The sequence below is a fragment of the Halomonas elongata genome, assembly GCF_029081005.1.
In the GTDB taxonomy this organism is placed as follows: Bacteria; Pseudomonadota; Gammaproteobacteria; order Pseudomonadales; family Halomonadaceae; genus Halomonas; species Halomonas elongata_B.
The window spans coordinates 96,448-114,436 of record NZ_JAJQTQ010000007.1; the positions used below are offsets into that span (position 1 = coordinate 96,448).

Below are 17,989 nucleotides of genomic sequence, written 5' to 3' on the forward strand. Positions count from 1 at the left end.
TTCCTGACACGCGCTGGGCGTTGGTCTTTGCCGTCTTGGCAGAAGCTTTACCTGAAAATCACCCTTTAACAGGCGATTGTTGGTCTTCACTCATGCGAAGTCGGCCACTGATGGCATTTTTTACTGCCTTCAGGTTTAACACAGCCGCCCCCACGGGCTCCACCCCGGGCTCTCAACGACGTCCCCCCGTCCATCGCCCCAGGCTGACCCGCTCATGCCCCGCCAGGTCCCGCTCGCTGATCACGTCCCGATACCCCTTGGCACGCAAGGCCTCGCGCATCGCCGCTCCCTGATCGGCACCATGCTCCAGCAACAACCAGCCATCCGGCACGAGCCGATTCCGCGAGGCATCGACCAGATGATAGAGATCGGCCAGCCCGCGGTCGCCCGCCACCAGGGCGCCGCGCGGTTCGAAACGGACATCGCCCAGCGCCAGGTGGGGATCATCGTCGGCCAGATAGGGGGGATTGGCGACGATCATGTCGAAGCCGGTCTCGTCGATTGCCGCGAACCAGTCACCGACCAGAAAGCCGACATTGACGATGCCCAGCCGCTCGGCATTGCGCATCGCCAGCGTTACCGCCTCGGGGTTGAGATCGATGCCGACGGCATGCCAATCGGGACGTTCGCTTGCCAGGGCGAGGGCCACGGCACCGGTTCCGGTGCCCAGATCCAGCACTCGACCGCGGCGAGCGGACATGCGCGCCAGCGCCGTGGTCACCAGCGTCTCGGTGTCGGGTCGAGGAATCAGGGTGCTCGGCCCGGTGAACAGGGGCAGTCCCCAGAATTCACGCTCGCCGGTGAGATAGGCCACCGGCTGCCCCGCCGCGCGAGCAGCGACAAGCGCCTCGAAGCGTGCCTGCTCGACGATGCCTGGCTCCCGATCGCCCCAGGTATAGAGCCAGGTACGATCGACGCCGAGCACATGGCACAGCAACACTTCGGCATCGAGACGCGCACTCGGGGAGCCGGCATCAACGAGCCGCGAGGCGGCCCGCGCCAGCAGGATGTCCAGGCGCATCACCCCTCCTGCTGCAGGGCGGCCAGCTGCTCGGCCTGGTACTCGTTGATCAAGGGCTCGATGACCTCGTCGAGCCCCTCGCCGCCGACCACCTCGGAAAGCTTGTAGAGCGTCAGGTTGATTCGGTGATCGGTGACCCGCCCCTGCGGGAAGTTGTAGGTGCGAATTCGCTCACTGCGATCGCCCGACCCCACCAGCGAACGCCGCTCGTCGGCCTGTTGTTGGCGCTGGCTGTCCTGGGCCGCCTGCTTGAGGCGCGCGGCGAGCAGCGACATGGCCTTGGCACGGTTCTTGTGCTGACTGCGCTCCTCCTGACATTCCACCACCACACCGCTGGGCAGGTGAGTAATGCGGATCGCCGAGTCGGTGGTATTGACGTGCTGCCCGCCTGCCCCGCTGGCGCGGAAGGTATCCACGCGCAGTTCATTGGGATCGATATCGACCTCGCCGACTTCGGCGGCCTCGGGCATCACCGCCACCGTGCAGGCCGAGGTGTGAATGCGTCCCTGGGACTCGGTGGCCGGCACACGCTGCACGCGATGAGCCCCCGACTCGAACTTCAGCCGAGCATAGACGCCCTCGCCCTTGACCCGGGAAATCAGCTCCTTGAAACCGCCCTGATCGCCATGACTGGCGCTGACGATTTCCACCTTCCAGCCGTGCTGCTCGGCATAGCGGGAATACATGCGGAACAGATCGCCGGCGAACAGCGCCGCCTCGTCACCCCCGGTACCGGCACGAATCTCCAGGAAGACATTGCCCGCATCATCCGGGTCACGAGGCACCAACAGTTGCTTGAGCCGCGTCCCCAGTGCTTCCAGCTTCTCCCGCCCCGAATCGCGCTCCAATGCAGCCAGTTCGCGCATTTCGGCATCGGCATCGTCGGCGAGCGCCTCGGCAGCCTCGAGGTCCCCTTCCACGGCGCGATAATCCCGCCAAGCGGCCACCAGGGCATCGAGTTCGGCATATTCCCGCGAATAGTCGCGAAAACGAGGCTGATCGGCGATCACCTCGGGGTCCGCCAACAGGGCGGCGAGCTCCTCGAAGCGCTCGGCAAAGGTGTCGAGACGCTGACGCAGGGAAGCTTTCATCAACAAGTCCTATCGGGGTGGGTCAGAAGTGTCGTCCAGCAACAAGGTCGCGGCGGCATCCATGAGATCATGGCGATCATCCGAGGCGGCTTCGCGCAGGGCCAGGGTGGGGCGGTGCAACAAGCGGTTGGTCAACTGATGCGCCAGGCGTCGCACCACCTCCTCGGGATCCTCTCCCTTGGCCAGACGCGCCAGGGCCTGATCCCGAGCCTCGTCTCGCAGCGACTCGCCCCTGGCACGAACGTCGCGGATCAGTTCCCCGCCACCGCGCAATCGGCGCTCATGCTGCCAGTGCCCCACGCCGCTCTCGATCAACGACTCGGCCTGATCGGCCGCCACCTGTCGATGGCGGCGATTCTCCTCGATGACCTCCTGGAGATCATCGACGGTATACAGGAAGACATCACTCAGTTCCCCCACCTCCGGCTCGATGTCGCGAGGCACGGCGATATCGACCATGAACACCGGGCGGTGCCGACGCTTCTTGAGTGCCCGTTCGACCATTCCCTTGCCGAGGATCGGCAGTGCCGAGGCGGTGGAGGCAATCACGATGTCGGCATCGATCAGCGCATCGGGAATGGCATCCAGGGTGATCGCCTCGCCGCCGAGGGGGGCGGCCAGCTGGTCGGCCCGCTCGCGGGTCCGGTTGGCCACCGTCAATCGGCGCGCCCCGGCTTCGTGCAGGTGGCGGGCCACCAGTTCGATGGTCTCGCCGGCACCGATCAGCAATGCCCGGGAACCGGCCAGGTCATCGAAGATGCGACTCGCCAGGCTGACCGCAGCATAGGCCACCGAGACCGGATTCCGACCGATGCCGGTTTCGGTACGTACCTGCTTGGCCACGGCGAAAGTATGCTGGAAGAGTCGTTCGAGCTCTCCTCCCATGCCCTTGGCACGCCGCGCGGCCTGATAGGCATCCTTGAGCTGGCCGAGGATCTGAGGCTCCCCCAGCACCATGGAGTCCAGGCCCACCGCCACCTGCATCAGATGGCGCGCCGCATCGCCATCGAGAAAATGGTAGGCGCAGTGCGTCAGTGCCTCGACCTCCATGCCATGGAAGCGCCCCAGCCACTCATATATCGCGCGTTCGCCCGCCTCGTCGGTCACGCAATAGAGCTCGGTACGGTTGCAGGTCGACAATACCGCGGCCTCCCGCACTTCGGGCAAGCCTCGCAGTTCGGCCAGCGCCTGCTCGAGCTGCGCCGGCGTAAAAGCGACCCGCTCGCGAACCTCGAGCGTCGCCGTACGGTGATTGATTCCCAGGGCAAGAAGCGTCATGCGTCGATGTCTTAGCGAAAGTGAGCCGGCGTCGTCATCGTGATGGAATGGCTTGGCACCCTATCCCATTGCGTCGCCACGGCGCCACATTCTACCACAGCGCATCCGCCGACGGTGCCCACTCACCGGTCGTGATGTCCTTTGCCCAACGAAGACAAGCCGTTATGCTGACGGCTCGGCCTTCATATCGAGACTCGCATGTCCCGAGGACTATTCAAGATGCGCGCCCATCGCCACCCTGTCGCCTTCCTTGGCCTGGCGATGATGCTCGGCAGTTGCCAGACATTGCCATCCGACGCCCCGCACGAGGACCCTCTGGCCGAGGCGCCCCCGATTACGCAGGGGCTCGACGCCAGTGGGCTCTCCACTCTGCTGATGGCAGAACTGGCCGGGCAGCGTGGCGATTATCGTCGCGCCAGCCGCGGCTACCTCGAAAGCGCCGAACGCTATGGCGCCGCCGAACTGGCCGAGCGTGCCGCCCTGGCGGCACGGTTCGGCGAGAACGCCGACCTGCTCGAACAAGCGGCTCAACGCTGGCAGCACCTGGCACCGGCCGACACGGCTCCGGTTCGCTTGCTGGCCGGCCTCTCCGTGCAGAAGGGCGACTGGGACGCCGCGCTGGCCCGGCATCTCGACATCGTCGACCGTAACGGCACCGAGGAGCTCGTGCCCTTTCTCGAGTCGGCACTGGAAGCCGGTGCGCCACCCGCCCCCCTGCTGGCTCGACTCCGGGACGCGTCACCCGGCCCCGGCCAACATCATGACATCGAGCTCGCCATCGCCCTGCTGGAAGCCGCCAACGGCCTCACTGCCTCGGCCCGACAGCGCCTTTCCGACCTCGCCGACGAGACGCCGGAACTGCCGAGCCTGTGGCGCATTCGTGCCGCCGTTGCCCTCGATGCCGATGCCCCCGCACGAGCCGAGACCATGGCGCGGCGCGGCCTGGAGTACACGCCCGGCGACCCACGGCTGATCCTGTTGCTGGCCCAGGCCGAAGTGCGCCAGGGCAACGTCAAGGCGGCCGAAGCCAATACCGACGCACTGCTCGAGGATCACGGCGACAGTCCCGACCTGCGCCTGGCACTGGCACAGCTCTATCTCGAGGAAGGCCATACCGGCCCGGCCCGTCGCCTTCTGCTCCCCTTGACCGACAATGACTCCGCTCCTCCGACGGTATTCCTGCTGCTCGGCGCCATCGCCGAGGAGGAAGGCGAGATCGATAACGCCCTCCTTTATTACCGCCAGGTCCCCGAGGGAGAGAACTTCCTGACCGCCAGGGCCAGCGCTGCCCGCATGCTGTTCGAGCACGGCCGGCCCGACGATGCCCGCACCTTCCTGCGTATCGAACGCCTGCGGCATCCGGACGAAGCCCCCGGGCTCTTCTCGCTGGAAGTGGACCTGCTGGACGAAGCCGGCACCAGGGCCCAGGCCGATGCCTTGCTGGACCAGGCCGTCGACACGCATCCCGAGAACGCCCAGTTGCGCTACCAGCGGGCCATGCGCGCCTTCCGTCACGGTGACCTCGACGCCATGGAACGCGACCTGCGGACCCTGATCGATCAGGATCCGGAAAACGCCAACGCCCTCAACGCACTGGGCTATACCCTGGCCGACAACAATATCGAGGGTCGGCTCGACGAAGCCCGTGAACTGGTCGAACGCGCTCACGCCCTGGCCCCCGATAACCCCGCGATTCTCGACAGCATGGGCTGGGTACGCTATCGCCAGGGTAACCCTGAAGCCGCCCTGTCCTGGCTGGAACGCGCCTGGGCCGACATGCCCGATCAGGAAGTGGCCGCCCATCTGATCGAGGTACTCTGGCGCCTGGACCAGCGCGAACGGGCACGGACGCTGCTGCAGCAGTCGCGACAACGCTTCGAGACGCACCCCCGGATCGACGAACTGCTCGAACGCCTGCCCGAACTGGATCAATGACCCCATCGCCCATGTGCCCCACCCGCACTGGGCCCGAACGCGAAAGGAAGCGACCATGCGACGCCATCATTCGATCCGGCTGACCTGCCTGGCCCTGGGACTGGTCCTGCTGGCCGGTTGTGCCAGCCGCTCCCCCGCACCGGACATGCAGCGTGCCTCCGGTCAATGGGAAGCACAGCAGGAACGCCTGGCCGAACTGCAGGACTGGGAGCTGCAGGGCAAGGCCGGCCTGCGCACTCCCGAGGACAGTACCAGCGCCAATCTCGACTGGCGGCAGACCCCCTACTATTTCCGCATCCTGCTCAGCGGTCCCTTCGGTAGCGGCCGGAGCGTGCTGGAGGGTCGCGAGGGCCGCGTCTCGCTGACCACCGGCGAAGGCCGGGCCGAGGCCGATAGCCCGACGGCCCTGATGGAGCAGGAACTGGGCTGGTCGCTGCCGGTCTCCGCCCTGACCGACTGGATTCGCGGCCTGCCCGCCGACCGCCCCCACCACCTGGAGAAGGACGAGCTGGGCTTCCCGACTCGCCTGGAGCAGGACGGCTGGCGAATCGAGTACCGCGACTGGACCCGCGTCGACGAACTATGGCTACCACGCCGGATGAAGCTGACGTATGACGACCTGACTGTCACCCTGGTGGTGACACGCTGGCAGCCGGAGCTCGACGAGGATGACTGACTCCGGTGTGCTGACGTTGCCGGCCCCCGCCAAGCTCAACCGGATGCTGCACATCATCGGACGGCGCGACGATGGCTATCACGCGCTGCAGACCCTGTTCCAGTTCCTCGGCCATGGCGACACCCTGACGCTCGCCCCTCGAGCCGACGGCGAGATTCGGCTCGATGCCGACCTGACGGGCGTATCCACCGATGACAACCTGATCCTGCGGGCCGCCCGGCGACTCAAGGAAGCCTCCGGGACACGAAGCGGCGCGCATATCACGCTGGACAAGCGCCTGCCGCTGGGCGGCGGACTCGGCGGCGGCAGCAGCGATGCCGCCACCACCCTGCTCGGGCTGAACCGCCTCTGGAGCCTCGGCTTGTCACTGGAACGCCTGGCCGCCCTTGGCCTCGAGCTCGGCGCCGACGTGCCGGTCTTCGTCAGAGGGCACGCCGCCTGGGGAGAAGGTATCGGCGAGCACCTGACACCCGTCGAGCTCGATACCCCCTGGTTCGTGGTCGTCCACCCCGGGGTCGGCATCTCGACGCCGAGTATCTTCGGGGCCTCGGAATTGACACGGGATACCCCCCCGATTACCATGGCGCGCGCACTTCAGGGGGGAGCGTCGAGCTGGCGCAACGACTGCGAACCAACGGTCAGGGCGCTGTATCCCGAGGTCGCACGCGCACTCGACTGGCTGGGCGAACGAGCACCGTCAATGCTGACGGGCACGGGGGCCTGCATTTTCGCCCGACTGGAACGGGAAGAGGATGCCGAGGCGCTGCTGGCCGAGATACCGGAGCGCTGGCATGCCTTCAAGGCACCAGGTCGGAATCGTTCTCCCCTCCATGATGCCTTGGATCGACGAGCGTCCTGAACGACGACTCGCGGCGCGATCCGGTGCGGCAGGTCGCTGGGGTATAGCCAAGTGGTAAGGCAGCGGTTTTTGGTATCGCCATGCGCAGGTTCGAATCCTGCTACCCCAGCCAATGCCCGCCTGGAGCGACACCGATCCGAACATTGAAGACCCAACACTGCAAAGGTGGCTGCGCGTGTCAAAATTGATGGTTTTCGCCGGGAACGCCAATCCCGAACTCGCCCAGAAGGTCGCCGAGAGCCTGGATAACCGATTGGGCCACGCCACGGTCGGGCAGTTCAGCGACGGCGAAGTCGCGGTCGAGATCAATGAGAACGTGCGCGGCAAGGATGTCTTCATCCTGCAGCCCACCTGCGCGCCGACCAATGACAACCTGATGGAATTGATCCTGATGGTGGATGCCCTGCGTCGAGCATCCGCCTCCCGGGTCACCGCCGTGGTCCCCTATTTCGGCTACGCCCGTCAGGATCGTCGCGTCCGCTCCGCCCGGGTACCGATCTCCGCCAAGCTCGTCGCCGACATGATGGTCAAGTCGGGGGTCGACCGCGTCATGACCATGGACCTGCATGCCGATCAGATCCAGGGCTTCTTCGACGTCCCGGTGGACAACGTCTACGGCTCACCGATTCTGCTCGATGACATCGAGCGCCAGAATTACGACGACCTGGTGGTGGTCTCGCCCGATGTCGGCGGCGTGGTGCGTGCCCGCGCCATCGCCAAGCAGCTCAACGCCGACCTGGCGATCATCGACAAGCGCCGTCCCCAGGCTAACCAGGCCCAGGTGATGCACATCATCGGCGAGATCCAGGACCGAACCTGCGTGGTGGTCGACGACATGATCGACACCGCCGGCACCCTGTGCAAGGCCGGCGAGGCCCTCAAGGATCATGGCGCGCGCCGCGTAGTGGCCTATGCCACCCACCCGATCCTTTCTGGCCCCGCCGTCGACAACATCACCGGCTCGGTACTCGACGAGGTCGTCGTCGCCGACACCATTCCGTTGTCCGATCACGCGCGTCGCAGCGGCCGAATTCGCCAGCTCAGCGTGGCCGGCCTGATCGCCGAGGCGATCCGCCGGGTCAGCAACGAAGAATCCGTCAGCGCGATGTTCCACTGAGGCCACGACAGTGTCGTCGGCCGTCGTGAGAACATCGCGCGGATAACGTGCTCCGGCCCGCCGGAGCGAATGGAACCATCGTCGTCTGGTCGCGGGCGACGATGGCTTCCTTACTTCAAGCAAGAGGCAATACCATGTCCGATTACATTCTCACAGCCAGTGTTCGTGACGACCTGGGGAAAGGTGCGAGCCGCCGCCTGCGTCGTGCGAACGAGCAAGTGCCGGCCATCATCTATGGTGGCGAGCAGGCCCCCCAGCCGATCGCCGTCGACAAGACCGCCTTCTACAAGGCGCTCGAGGAAGAAGCCTTCTTCTCCTCCGTGATCAGCCTGCAAGTGGACGGCAAGGCTCAGCAGGTCGTGGTGCGTGATCTCCAGCGTCACCCCTACAAGCCCCTGGTGACCCACGCCGACTTCATGCGCATCGACGCCACCCATGAGATCACCATGCGCGTGCCGCTGCACGTAGTGAACGCCGAGACCGCCACGAGCATCAAGGACGAGGGCGGCGAGCTCCACGTCCTGTCCAACGAGGTCGAAGTCAGCTGCCTGCCGAAGGACCTGCCTGATTACCTGGAAATCGACATCGCCGATGTCGCCCTGGGTTCCACCCTGCACCTGTCCGACCTGAGCCTGCCGGCCGGCGTGACCCTGGTCGCGCTGACCCATGGCGAAGATCATGACAATGCCGTACTGAGCATTACCCAGGCCAAGGTTCGCGGCGGCGACGACGATGCCGAAGCCGGCGACGCTGCCGAGGGCGAAGAAGACGAGGGCAGCGCCGAGTAATTCGGAGCCGCTGCCAGGGCCGCGCGTTGACGCGGCCCTTTCGTCACGATCAAGCGCTCCGGCGCTTGATTTTTTTTGCAGCCCACCGATTTTTTGGAGGCAGCGAAGATGAGTCGGGTCAAAGCCATCATCGGACTGGCCAATCCTGGGGCCGAATACGAAGCCACCCGCCACAACGCCGGCGCCTGGCTGATCGACGCCCTGGTTCGCGACGCCGGCGACACCCTGCGCCCGGAGAAGAAATTCCTCGGACGTTATGCACGTATCCGCCTGGACGGCCAGGACCTGCACCTGCTCGAGCCCACCACCTTCATGAACCGCAGCGGTGGCGCAGTGGCAGCCCTGAGCCAGTTCTTCAAGCTGACGCCCGACGAACTGCTGGTCGCCCACGACGAGCTGGACCTGCCCCCCGGCACTGCCCGCTACAAGACCGGCGGCGGTCACGGCGGTCACAACGGACTGCGAGACATCGTCCGGGCACTGGGCAACGACAAGGGCTTCCATCGGCTACGCATGGGCATCGGCCACCCCGGCGACGCACGCCAGGTGACCCACTACGTCCTGGGACGCCCCGGCAAGGCAGAGCGCACCGCCATCGACGCCGCCATCGACGAATGCCTGGCCACCCTGCCCCAGGCCATCGCCGGCGACTGGACGAGCGCCATGCAACGGCTGCACAGCTTTTCAGCCTCCGGCTGAAAAGCCAGCTCGAAGCTCGGAGCTCGGAGCTCGGAGCTCGGAGCTCGAAGCTCGAAGCTCGAAGCTCGAAGCTCGAAGCTCGAAGCTCGAAGCTCGAAAGCAGACTCTGGTGTTCACGGGGCTTCTTCAAGCTTCAGGCTTATGGCTCGCGCCGAAGGCGTCCCGTAGAATACCGGCCAATCATCCTTTTCGAACTTTCTTTCCAGGACGCTCCCATGGGTTTCAACTGCGGTATCGTCGGCCTGCCCAACGTCGGCAAATCGACTCTATTCAATGCCTTGACCAAGTCGGGCATCGACGCCGAGAACTTTCCCTTCTGCACCATCGAACCCAACGTCGGCATCGTGCCGATGCCGGACCCGCGGCTCGACAAGCTGGCGAGCATGGTGAAGCCCGAGAAGGTGATCCCGACCACCATGGAGTTCGTCGATATCGCGGGCCTGGTGGCGGGCGCCTCCAAGGGCGAGGGCCTCGGCAACCAGTTCCTGGCCAATATCCGCGAGACCCAGGCCATCGCCCATGTCGTGCGTTGCTTCGACAACGACAACGTCATTCACGTGGCCAACCAGGTCGACCCGCGAGCCGATATCGAGACCATCAACCTCGAACTCGCCCTGGCCGACCTGGACACCGTCGAGCGCGCCATCCAGCGTCTGGCTCGTGTGGTGAAGGGCGGCGACAAGGAGGCCATCGCCACCAAGGCGCTTCTCGACCGCATCCAGCCGCACCTGGCCGAGGGCCAGCCACTGCGCAGCTTCGGCCTGGACGACGACGAGAAGCGCCAGCTCAAGAGCTTCGGCCTGCTGACACTCAAGCCCACCATGTACATCGCCAACGTCAACGAGGACGGCTTCGAGGCCAACCCCTACCTCGACATCGTCAATGAGATCGCTGCCGAGGAAGGGGCCGTGGTCGTGCCGGTGTGCAACCAGATCGAGGCTGAGATCGCCGAACTCGACGATGAGGAGCGCGCCATGTTCCTCGACGAGATGGGCATGGAAGAACCGGGACTGGATCGCGTGATTCGTGCCGGCTACGCACTGCTCGGCCTGCAGACCTATTTCACCGCTGGCGTGAAGGAAGTCCGGGCATGGACCGTCAAGGTCGGGGCCACCGCCCCCGAAGCCGCCGGTGTGATCCACACCGACTTCCAGAAAGGCTTCATTCGCGCCGAGGTCGTCGCCTACGACGACTTCGTGGCCCTGGGCGGCGAACAAGGCGCCAAGGATGCCGGCAAGTGGCGCCTCGAAGGCAAGGATTATATCGTCGCCGACGGCGACGTCGTGCACTTCAGGTTCAACGTTTAAGGATGTAACGGCTTGACGTGGCGGGGGGGTTATCCGTATCATTCGCCCCCGTTGTCGGCTACGTAGCTCAGCTGGTTAGAGCACATCACTCATAATGATGGGGTCCCCTGTTCGAATCAGGGCGTAGCCACCAGATACCGAAAAGCCCGCCTGATTCGCCAGGCGGGCTTTTTTGGCTTCGGATCTGCCACGAGCCGGATTGCCGCTTTTCTCTCGACAGCCCCCTCTTCCAGCTTCCAGCCCGAACGACGTTCGGGCGCTCTTTCTTCTTCCAGCGGCGCAGCCGCGCTCTTGTCTAAAGCCCTTCACGCTCGACAAAGGCGGTGAGCACCCGGGTCAGATACTCCACATCCCGCGCCCCGGATGTCTCGCGGATCGAGTGCATGGCCCACTGAGGCACCCCCACGTCCAGGGTCGGCACGCCCAGCTCGGTGGCAGTGATCGGCCCGATGGTACTACCGCACCCCATGTCGGCTCGGGTGACGAAGGTCTGCACCGGCACGTCGACCTGACGACACAGCTCGCGGAACAGCGCCGAAGTGGCACTGTTGGTGGCATAGCGCTGGTTGGCGTTGACCTTGATCACCGGCCCCCCGTTGAGCGCCGGTCCATGGGCCGCGTCATGCTTGTCGCGGAAGTTGGGGTGCAGGGCATGCGCATTGTCGCAGGAGATCATCCGCGAGGACTGCACCAGGCGAATAACGCCCTCCTCCGTGCCGTCGCCCAGCTGGGCGTTGACCCGCCGCAGCACATCGCCGAGGAAAGGCCCCTGAGCACCGCAGGCACTGGCGCTGCCGACCTCCTCGTGATCGTTGGCCACCAGCACCGCGCCCTGACGACCATCGCTTTCCAGCATGGCTTCGAGTCCGATGAAGCAGGACAACAGGTTGTCGAGACGGGCGCTGGCGATCAATTCCCCTTCGACGCCCACCCGGGACGGTGGCTGAACGTCATACAGGGCCAGCTCGAAGTCGATGACCTCGACGCCCTCGAGATCATGCTGCTCGGCCAGCCAGCCGCGCAGCAGCCGGTCGAGATCGGCATTCTCGCCCCCCTGCAGAAACACTGGCGGCATCTCGGTCTGGGCATTCATCGCCCTGCCGTTGTTGGCTTCACGATCGAGATGAATCGCCAGGCTGGGGACGATCGCCAGGGGACGGTCGACATTGAGCAGCACTCCCTCGAGGCGGCCATCGGCATGGCGCACATGCACGCGCCCGGCCAGGCCCAGATCCCGATCGAACCAGGGGGCGAGCAAGGCGCCACCATAGACCTCGACACCCAGTTGCAGCCAGCCGGCCGATGTCTGTGGCGCATGCGGCTTGAGGCGCAATCCCGGACTATCGGTATGAGCGCCGATCATGCGCAGGGCATCGAGCGGCTCGGACGGCAGTTGAAGCGCGATGATCGAGGAATCGTTGCGGGTCACGTAGACACGCTCGCCGGGCGACAGTCGCCAGGCCTCGGTCTCCTCGAGGCGACGAAAACCTTCGGCCTCCAGCCGCTCGGCCATGTTGGCGGTAGCGTGCCATGGGGTCGGAGAACGACGCAGAAAGTCGAGCAAACGCTCGAGACGGGCATCCTGGAGCATGAGGTCCTCTAGTGATGAAACATGAAGGGGTCTTGGCATGTCGCCGGAACTGCTACAATGCTCGCTCGGTATGGAAACTCGAACGCCGAATCGCAGTCTGGACGAATAGAGTGTACATGAATCAGGGAGTGCTTCATTGATGAGCCTGCTTGCTACTCTGGGGCGTACGGCGACCCTGGCCCTGCTGCTGGTTGCCGGCCCGGCACTGGCCGATATCATCCCCAGTGACGCCCAGCGTCAAACGGCCGAGGAAATCGCCGACTCCCTGCTCAATGGCCACTACTCGGAGATCAACCTCGACGACGACTGGTCCAAGCGTGCCTTCCAGCACTACCTGGATGTGCTCGACGGTCAACGCGCCTACCTGCTGCGCAGCGACATCGACGATTTCGACGACATGCGCACCCGGCTCGACGAGGCCGTCCTGGATGGCGAACTGGCACGCCCCTTCGCCCTTTACCAGCGCTACCAGCAACGCGTCGAGGACCGCCTCGAATGGCTGCTGGCCCGGCTCGACGAAGGCCTCGATTTCACCTTCGACGGCAACCAGCGCATGACACTGGACCGTGCCGACACCCCCTGGCCCACCGACGAGGCACAGCTCGACACATTGTGGACCAAGCGCCTCAAGAACGCTGCCCTGCAGTTGTCGATCAGCCGACAGGAAGCCGAGAGCCAGGACGCCGACACCTCGGAGGACGACACGTCTTCCACCGAGGAGGAAGCATCCCCCCGGGATGAGGATGTCGTCGAGGAGAAGGAGAAAACGGTCGAGGAAACCCTGCGCCAACGCTACGAAGGGCAGCTCAACCGCTTGCGCCAGACCAATGCCGAGGATGTCTTCGATCTCTTCATGACCGCGGTGACGGATACCATCGATCCGCACACCGACTACATGTCCCCCCGCGAGAGCGAGGACTTCGACATCCAGATGAAGCTCTCCCTGGAAGGCATCGGCGCCCTGCTCCAGGCGGATGGCGAATACGTCAAGGTGTCCAGCCTGGTTGCCGGCGGCCCCGCCGAGAAGGCCGGCGCACTCAAGCCAGCCGACCGCATCATCGGCGTCGGCCAGGAAGACGAGGAGATCGTCAACGTGGTCGGCATGCGCCTCGACGAGGTGGTCGACATGATCCGCGGCCCCAAGGGCTCGGTGGTTCGCCTCGAGATCGTGCCTGGCCAGGCCATGGACATGACCCGTTCCAAGGTCATCGAGATCACTCGCGACACCGTCAAGCTGGAAGACCAGGCCGCCCGGAGCGAGGTGATCGAGATTCAGCGCGACGATGGCACACATCGCGTCGGCATGATCGAAGTACCGGCCTTCTACGTCGATTTCGATGCCTGGCAGGCCGGCGAAGAGGACTATCGCAGTACCACTCGCGACGTCGCCAAGGAAATCAAGAAATTACGCAAGAAAAACATCGAAGGCATCGTTCTCGACCTGCGCAACAATGGCGGCGGCGCCTTGCAGGAGGCCAATTCGATGCTCGGGCTGTTCATCGACCGCGGCCCCACCGTCCAGGTCCGCGACGCCCGCGGTCGCATCAATCTCTACGGCGATACCGACAGTGGCACCCTCTATGACGGTCCCCTGATCGTACTGGTCAACCGCCTCTCGGCCTCGGCCTCGGAGATCTTCGCCGGTGCCATTCAGGATTACGGGCGCGGCCTGGTGGTCGGCAGCAACACCTTCGGCAAGGGGACCGTACAGACCCTCAACGAGCTGGATCTCGGTCAGGTCAAGCTGACCCGGGCCAAGTTCTATCGTATTTCCGGCGACAGCACCCAGAATCGCGGTGTCGCACCGGATATCTCGTTCCCCAGTCTGGTGGACCCGGAAACCATCGGCGAGAGCAGCCTCGACAATGCCCTCGGCTGGGACAGCGTGCGCAAGGTGCAATACCGTCAGTATGGTGATCCTCGTCGCTACCTGGAGACCCTGCGCGAACGTCATCGCCAACGCGCCGACGACCACCCCAACTTCCATTACCTGGAACGCCGCGCGGCCCTCTCCGAGCGTCTTCGCGAGCAAAACACCAGCGTCAGCCTCAACCGCGAGCAGCGACGCCGCGAAACCCAGGCGCGTGAGGACGAACAACTGGCCCTCGAGAACGAGCGGCGCGACGCCCTCGGCCTGGAACCCCTGGAAAGCTGGATAGACAGCCGAGATCAGGACGAGGAAGACGAACCACAGCCTCTGGATCGAGCGCCACTGACAGAAGCGGCAGAGATCCTGCTCGATTTCTCCCGACTCGAAAGCGGCATACAGTTCGCCGAGCACGTCGACCGGAACGAGTAGACCGACACCTCAAGGCACCACGACACGACGCCGGGTCATCGACCCGGCGTCTTGCCTTCTGGCGCTCCACCACGCCCCAGCCTCTTTCGCATCATTGCGCGACGGCTCACGACAGGCGAGTTCGCGGCGTGGCAGAAAGCGCCGTGCAAGACGATGTCGGCCGTCGAGGGGTGACGATGGTTCGCCAAATGGAAAGCGGGACAACGACATGGCTCCCCGAGCAGGACTCGAACCTGCGACCCAGTGATTAACAGTCATCAGCAGCGCGATCGACGCCGGCGGGATGCTTTCGTGGACCGCGCCTTTGCCGCCGCCGGGCTCCCTCTGCTGCGTATAGCTACCCAGCGACGCTATGACGTGGCGCAGCTGCAACAGCAGTTGGCCGGACATCTGCCACTGCCCCCGTCGTCCGGTACTGCCGCGTCTCCGTCTCCAGCTCAGGAGTTATCCTCCTGAACAAGCCGCTCTCTCTGGCCCTGTTGGGGGTGTCACTGGCCATGCCGTTGGCCACGCTCCATGCGGCCGAGATCCCCGAGGCCGTCCAGTTCCTGAAACTCGAAGGCCAGCCAGCGAACCCCACCACCATCGAGTCCACTCCCATGGAGCACTGGTATGAGGTGCGCTGGCGCACCGGGTAACTCCTCTATACGGACGCCGAGGCCAGGTACCTGCTGGTCGGCGAGCTGCCCGATAACGGCAAGGACCAGGTCATCAACTTGTCCGAACAACAACGTCGTGAGCAGCGTCTAGCAAAACTGGCGGAACTCGGCGACAACGCTTACGTGACCTACCCGGCCGACGGGGACGTGAAAGGCCAGATGACGGTCTTTACCGATATCAGCTGTCCGTACTGCCAGCGGCTGCATCAGGACATTCCCCAACTCAATGCCGCCAGTATCACGGTCCATTACCTGCCGTACCCCCGGTAGAGCCTGGCCTCCAGTGGCACAGCACATGGCATCCATCTGGTGCCGTAAATCTCCCCGTCAGGCGCCGAATCAGGCCTTCAATGGGCAAGTTGCGCCGGTTGGCGATGAAGCCCAGGTGTGTCGGCCACGTCTGGAGCAAAGCTATTCACTGGCCCAGCCATTTGGGGTTAGAGGCACGCCGGCCAGAGTTATCGTCAAATCTGGTGGATGGCGGTCAGGCCGCACTCCTGTCTGACTGATCGGCTACCTGCTCCCCGTCCTGGAACTTGACGTTGCTGACCACCCGCTCCAACTTCTGGAAGTGCTTGATTCGCCTCCAGCGTTTCTGGGCGGACTGGAGCAGTTTGAAGACCATCGCCAGGGTCGTGTCCCGGGAGCTGCAGTTCCGGCTGCGCTTGGTCCTCAGACGGACCGTGGCGAAGGTCGACTCGATCGGGTCGGTGGTGCGGATGTGCACCCAGTGCTCTGCCGGGAAGTCGTAGAACGCCAGCAGTTCGTCCCGATCCTTGGCCAGGCATTCCATCGCCTGGGGGTATTTGACGCCGAAGCGCTTCAGCGTGCGGTCGAAGGCCTGATGAGCTGTTTTACGCGTCTCAGCCATCCAGATCTCGTGAAGATCGGCCTTGACCTTAGGCTGCACCGACTTGGGCAGCTTGTTCAGCACATTAGCCGTCTTGTGGACCCAGCAACGTTGGTGCGCCGTGGTCGGATAGACCTTGCTCAGCGCCTTCCAGAAACCCAGCGCGCCATCGCCGATCGCCAGCCAGGGGACCTCGGTCAGGCCACGCTCTCGCAGGCCCGTGAGCAGCTCTTTCCAACTGGCTTCCGATTCGCGATGGCCATCCTCGACGGCGACCAGTTCCTTGCGGCCATGCTCCGTGACGCCGACGATCACCAGCAGACATAAGCGGTCATCCAGGCGCACATTGCTGTAGACGCCATCCGCCCACCAGTACACATAGCGGCGGTCCGCCAGGTCCCGCTGACACCAGGCCTTGTGCTCGTCGAGCCACTGAGCCTTCAGTCGCGAGACCGTGTTGGGCGACAGGCCCTTGGCCTGGTCACCCAGCAGGGCCGACAGGGCCTCCTGATAGTCGCCAGTGGAGATGCCCTTGAGATAGAGCCAAGGAATCAACTCCTCGACGCTGCGGGCCCGCTTCAAATAGGGCGGCAACAGGGTGCTGTTGAAGCAAGCCTGGCCGCCACTCCGGTCCCGCACCTTGGGTACCTTGACGGTGACATCACCGATGCCGGTCTGCACAGTGCGCTCCGGTAAGTGGCCGTTACGCACCACCGCCTGCCGACCGTCCTCCAGGGGCGTGTCGGCATACTGGGCCAGGAAGGTGGCCAATTCGGCCTCCACGGCCTTGGCGATCAGGTCTCGCGCCCCTTGGCGCAACAATTCGTGCAACGGGTCCGAGGCCTCGGATTCTGGCTGTGACAAGGCTCGGAGGGTAGAATCGGTCATGGCGTATCTGCTCTTGTTGATTGAGATCTTGGTCGTGATCAATCAACAGGATACGCCACCCTTCCTACCTCCTCCCGTACACCAGAAATCACCATAGTCCGTTCCAAACGATCGTGTTGGAGATCGAGGCCTTGAAAACGTCGGCGTAATACGCGCAGGCCGCTTCAAGATCTTCGACCAGCACATCGACGTGGCTGAATCTCAAATCCATCCTGGCGCCCTCATGAGTATCAGAAAGTCTCGGGTATCTGGGAAATTGGTTAACGGCGGCATAAGGTTCTTCTCAAGAGCCCTGCCCTGGCCACAACGTCAATATCCTTTTCACTTCGGCAATTGAAAAGCGTACTGCAGCACCTCTGCTGGCTTGCCAAATAACGAGTTGACACCGACCCGCTTGCGCTCGACAAGTGTAAAGTCCTGAAATAAGGCGGAGATCTCGGTGTCTTTGAAGTGCATCATGGGGATGCCGTTTGTCGCCCGGAAGCTGCCCCCAGCGAGGTAGCCAGCATCCCCTTCTCGCAGGAAGTCAACACCGAAGACCTCTCCTCCAGGGCGAAGTACCCGGGCAATCTCTGCCACGATCATGGTCTGGTGGCGAGGAGAAGGCACGCTAGTGAGTAGGGCAGCAATGACGACGGCATCGAAGGTGTCGCTGGAGTCGGGTAAGTGAGTGGCATCGGCCACACGAAGCTCCAACCCTGGTGCTTCGGCATGCCCTCGAGCCACAAGCTGGGGAGAGGCATCATAGCCAGTCAAGCGATAGAAGCCCCGATCACGCAGGCTCATCCGTCCGTAGCCACAGCCTAGGTCTAGCACGCGGGCCTGTTTAGGGATTCTCTCGGTAATGTCGTCGATATCCAACGGGACAGAAAACATCACCTCGTCGACTACATCATTCCAGGAGGTCGTTGTCGTCACTTAGGCATTCCTG

At 64.1% G+C, this 17,989-nt stretch carries 18 protein-coding genes and 2 tRNA genes; 13 read left to right on the forward strand and 7 right to left on the reverse strand.

The annotated features are described in order from the left end of the window. Positions 1–172: 172 nt before the first annotated feature. The 3 genes from prmC to hemA are packed head-to-tail and all read right to left on the reverse strand — an operon-like array spanning position 173 to position 3,390. Complete coding sequence (gene prmC, locus LU493_RS07300) at positions 173–1,021, reverse strand: peptide chain release factor N(5)-glutamine methyltransferase (protein ID WP_275287132.1); 849 nt, start codon at positions 1,019–1,021, stop codon at positions 173–175. Beyond that, on the reverse strand, positions 1,021–2,112 hold the full coding sequence (gene prfA / locus LU493_RS07305; protein WP_275287133.1) for a peptide chain release factor 1: 1,092 nt from the start codon (positions 2,110–2,112) through the stop codon (positions 1,021–1,023). Before prfA ends, prmC begins: the two co-directional genes overlap by 1 nt. A 9-nt stretch (positions 2,113–2,121) precedes the next feature. Then, positions 2,122–3,390: a glutamyl-tRNA reductase gene (hemA, locus tag LU493_RS07310; RefSeq protein ID WP_275287134.1), complete on the reverse strand. Its 1,269-nt coding sequence runs from the start codon at positions 3,388–3,390 to the stop codon at positions 2,122–2,124. Positions 3,391–3,588: 198 nt separating this feature from the next. Here hemA and LU493_RS07315 point away from each other — a divergent pair, with 198 nt between their 5' ends. From LU493_RS07315 to LU493_RS07355, 9 genes are all read left to right on the forward strand, one after another. After that, positions 3,589–5,325, forward strand: coding sequence for a tetratricopeptide repeat protein (locus tag LU493_RS07315; protein ID WP_275287135.1), 1,737 nt, complete (start codon positions 3,589–3,591; stop codon positions 5,323–5,325). Between the two features lie 55 nt (positions 5,326–5,380). Continuing rightward, positions 5,381–6,001 (forward strand): lipoprotein insertase outer membrane protein LolB, encoded by a 621-nt coding sequence (gene lolB / locus LU493_RS07320; RefSeq protein ID WP_275287136.1) that lies wholly within the window; start codon positions 5,381–5,383, stop codon positions 5,999–6,001. After that, positions 5,994–6,860, forward strand: a complete 867-nt coding sequence (ispE, locus tag LU493_RS07325; RefSeq protein WP_275287137.1) for a 4-(cytidine 5'-diphospho)-2-C-methyl-D-erythritol kinase — start codon at positions 5,994–5,996, stop codon at positions 6,858–6,860. The genes lolB and ispE overlap by 8 nt, the downstream gene beginning before the upstream one ends. Positions 6,861–6,897: 37 nt before the next feature. Next, a tRNA-Gln gene (locus tag LU493_RS07330) sits at positions 6,898–6,972 on the forward strand. A 63-nt stretch (positions 6,973–7,035) separates the two neighbouring features. After that, positions 7,036–7,977 carry a ribose-phosphate pyrophosphokinase gene (locus LU493_RS07335; protein ID WP_275287138.1) on the forward strand — a complete coding sequence of 314 codons (942 nt, stop codon included), beginning with the start codon at positions 7,036–7,038 and terminating at the stop codon, positions 7,975–7,977. A 134-nt stretch (positions 7,978–8,111) separates the two neighbouring features. Beyond that, positions 8,112–8,765, forward strand: coding sequence for a 50S ribosomal protein L25/general stress protein Ctc (locus LU493_RS07340; protein ID WP_275287139.1), 654 nt, complete (start codon positions 8,112–8,114; stop codon positions 8,763–8,765). A gap of 108 nt (positions 8,766–8,873) precedes the next feature. Beyond that, on the forward strand, positions 8,874–9,464 hold the full coding sequence (gene pth / locus LU493_RS07345; protein WP_275287140.1) for an aminoacyl-tRNA hydrolase: 591 nt from the start codon (positions 8,874–8,876) through the stop codon (positions 9,462–9,464). A gap of 215 nt (positions 9,465–9,679) precedes the next feature. Then, the gene (gene ychF / locus LU493_RS07350) at positions 9,680–10,771 is read left to right on the forward strand and encodes a redox-regulated ATPase YchF (RefSeq protein ID WP_275287141.1); all 1,092 of its coding nucleotides are present in this window, start codon (positions 9,680–9,682) and stop codon (positions 10,769–10,771) included. Between the two features lie 56 nt (positions 10,772–10,827). Next, positions 10,828–10,904: transfer RNA gene (locus LU493_RS07355), tRNA-Met, on the forward strand. 162 nt (positions 10,905–11,066) lie between these two features. On the opposite strand, the gene LU493_RS07360 is transcribed toward LU493_RS07355, so the two are convergent. Beyond that, the gene (locus tag LU493_RS07360; RefSeq protein WP_275287142.1) at positions 11,067–12,362 is read right to left on the reverse strand and encodes a M18 family aminopeptidase; all 1,296 of its coding nucleotides are present in this window, start codon (positions 12,360–12,362) and stop codon (positions 11,067–11,069) included. Positions 12,363–12,501: 139 nt separating this feature from the next. Between LU493_RS07360 and LU493_RS07365 the strand changes: the two genes are divergently transcribed. The 4 genes from LU493_RS07365 to LU493_RS07375 all read left to right on the forward strand — a co-directional run bounded on the left by LU493_RS07365 (position 12,502) and on the right by LU493_RS07375 (position 15,590). Beyond that, the gene (locus tag LU493_RS07365; RefSeq protein WP_275287143.1) at positions 12,502–14,661 is read left to right on the forward strand and encodes a carboxy terminal-processing peptidase; all 2,160 of its coding nucleotides are present in this window, start codon (positions 12,502–12,504) and stop codon (positions 14,659–14,661) included. Between the two features lie 243 nt (positions 14,662–14,904). Then, complete coding sequence (locus LU493_RS20035) at positions 14,905–15,117, forward strand: DUF2726 domain-containing protein (protein WP_428994543.1); 213 nt, start codon at positions 14,905–14,907, stop codon at positions 15,115–15,117. 41 nt (positions 15,118–15,158) lie between these two features. Further along, positions 15,159–15,299, forward strand: coding sequence for a hypothetical protein (locus LU493_RS07370; RefSeq protein ID WP_275287144.1), 141 nt, complete (start codon positions 15,159–15,161; stop codon positions 15,297–15,299). A 78-nt stretch (positions 15,300–15,377) separates the two neighbouring features. Beyond that, positions 15,378–15,590 carry a thioredoxin fold domain-containing protein gene (locus LU493_RS07375; RefSeq protein ID WP_275287145.1) on the forward strand — a complete coding sequence of 71 codons (213 nt, stop codon included), beginning with the start codon at positions 15,378–15,380 and terminating at the stop codon, positions 15,588–15,590. Positions 15,591–15,804: 214 nt separating this feature from the next. On the opposite strand, the gene LU493_RS07380 is transcribed toward LU493_RS07375, so the two are convergent. The 3 genes from LU493_RS07380 to LU493_RS07390 all read right to left on the reverse strand — a co-directional run bounded on the left by LU493_RS07380 (position 15,805) and on the right by LU493_RS07390 (position 17,976). Further along, positions 15,805–17,058 carry an IS256 family transposase gene (locus LU493_RS07380; protein WP_275287146.1) on the reverse strand — a complete coding sequence of 418 codons (1,254 nt, stop codon included), beginning with the start codon at positions 17,056–17,058 and terminating at the stop codon, positions 15,805–15,807. Between the two features lie 88 nt (positions 17,059–17,146). Next, the gene (locus tag LU493_RS07385; protein WP_275287147.1) at positions 17,147–17,269 is read right to left on the reverse strand and encodes a VOC family protein; all 123 of its coding nucleotides are present in this window, start codon (positions 17,267–17,269) and stop codon (positions 17,147–17,149) included. A gap of 110 nt (positions 17,270–17,379) precedes the next feature. Then, positions 17,380–17,976 carry a class I SAM-dependent methyltransferase gene (locus LU493_RS07390; RefSeq protein WP_275287148.1) on the reverse strand — a complete coding sequence of 199 codons (597 nt, stop codon included), beginning with the start codon at positions 17,974–17,976 and terminating at the stop codon, positions 17,380–17,382. Between the last annotated feature and the right edge of the window lie 13 nt (positions 17,977–17,989).